This window comes from Vibrio sp. OPT46 (assembly GCF_015163535.1).
GTDB lineage: Bacteria > Pseudomonadota > Gammaproteobacteria > Enterobacterales > Vibrionaceae > Vibrio > Vibrio alginolyticus.
Map to the genome: position 1 here is coordinate 1 of NZ_JADDYG010000119.1, position 2,183 is coordinate 2,183.

Annotated in this window: 1 protein-coding gene; it reads right to left on the minus strand. The window is 43.1% G+C overall.

All coding sequences use genetic code 11. The features are described 5' to 3' along the window. Positions 1-380: 380 nt before the first annotated feature. Positions 381-2,183: leucine-rich repeat domain-containing protein (locus tag IQR33_RS05180; protein WP_193843572.1), on the minus strand; the 1,803-nt coding region annotated here is incomplete at its 5' end.

Genomic DNA, 2,183 nt, shown 5'->3' on the forward strand with positions numbered 1-2,183 from the left:
TCGATTCCAATAACTTTGATTGCCGACATGATGGCACCTCCCAATATTCAGCGACATAGCTGAGTGTAGTGCAGGTGTGGGGCGTACCATCTTATTAACGTCTTTAGGAAAATTGAATATAAGCAACTATCAAATAACTACAGGTGCGGCAACATGAGTTTGGAAGTGCTAGTGCGATGAGCGAAATCGCAATAGTAAAAAGGCTTTGTTTAGATACAGATTATTAAATACCATTACTTTAAATACCTAGACAAGGATGTTGCACGTAGACCTCTGTCGTCATAAGAGAGCCTTCAAAAACAACATCTGATGAAAACACCATTCTCCAAAAACTTTGTGTACTGCCACATATTAAAATTGCAACAGCACACAAAATAGTGTTAATACCAGTGAATATCTACACCTTCATCAAACGCTATCAAACCATTGTGGGTCGCCAAAGATGGAATAGTCACACTGGTGAGTTCATTGCCAGCAAACGCTTCACTTTGAATATCGAACACTGATTCTGGGATAGTTACGCTGGTAAGTCGGTTATTCCGGAACGCTTTATAACCAATGAAGGACACTGAACTTGGCATAGTCACCTTAGTGATCTTATTATCAGCAAACGCCTCCGGTGCAATGGTATTTACCGAATCTGATATAGTTACGCTAGTGAGATTATTGTTACTAAATACCCCATGGCTAATAGTGGAAACCGATTCTGGGATGGCCACACTGATAAGTTCATTGCCAGCAAACGCCTCACGCCCAATGGTGGTAACCGAATCTGGGATGACCACACTGGTTAGTTCGCTGCTAGCAAGCGCCCTACGCTCAATGATGGTCACCGTATCAGGAATAACAACTTCTTTTCTTGCCCCACCATAGGAAATAACAACCTTCTTATTCTCGGTGCCATCCTCATTACGAGCAAAAATAAAGCCATCTGATGGTGCATTATTAACTGTGGATAGTGCATTGCGATTAAATGCACCTAAGCCAATAGTAGTCAACGAATTTGAGAGGGTCACGTTGACAAGCTGGTTGTCAGAAAACGCAGCCTCTCCGATAGTTCTTACTGAATCTGGAATGGTCAAATTGGTGAGTTTATTATTACTAAACGCCCTATCCTCAATAGAGGTCACAGAATCTGGGATAGTTACGCTAGTCAGTCGGTTGTTCCGAAACGCCTCATTCTCAATGGTATTCACTGAATAAGGTATAGTCACATTGGTGAGCTTGTTGTAAGCAAACGCCTTTTCACCAATGGTCGTCACCGAATCAGGCATAGTCACACTGGTGAGCTCATTATCAGAAAACGCGCCACGCTCAATAGTGTTTACCGAATCTGGAATAACAATTCCTTTTCTTGAACCACCATAGGATACGACAACCTTCTTGTTCTCTGTGCCATCATCATTACGAGCAAAAATAAATCCATCTGATGCCGCATTGTTAACTGCAGATATTACATTACCATTAAACGCTCCATTACCAATAATGGTCACAGAATCCGGGATAGTCACGCTGATGAGCTGGTTGTTAGAAAATGCAGCCCCCTCAATAGTGTTCACGGAATCTGGGATAGTCAAACTGGTGAGTTTATTATCACTAAACACCTTCCAACCAATAATGGTCACCGAATCTGGAATGATCAAATTGGTTAAATTATTGTAACTAAATGCTTCCCACCCAAGAATATTCACGGAATCTGGGATAGTCACACTGGTGAGTTCATTGCCAGAAAAGGCCCGATGTCCAATGGTGGTTATCGAATCTGGAATGGTCACGTTGGTGAGCCTGTTGTGAGCAAACGCATCATCCTCAACGGTAGTTAAAGAACTAGGTATAGTCACACTGGTGAGCTCGTTATCAGCAAACGCCCCCTGGCCAACGGTGGTCACCGAATTTGGAATGTTCACACTAGTAAGCTCATTATCAGCAAATGCCCTCTCACCAATGGTGGTTACCGAATTTGGAATGGTCACACTAGTAAGCTCATTATCAGCAAATGCCCTCTCACCAATGGTGGTCATCGAATCTGAAATGGTTACACTAATGAGCTTGTTGTCAGCAAACGCCCCTTCACCAATGGTGGTCACCGAATCTGGAATGGCCACACTGATGAGCTTGTTACCAGCAAACGCCCCTTCACCAATGGTGGTCACCGAATCTGGAATGGTCACACTGATGAGCTT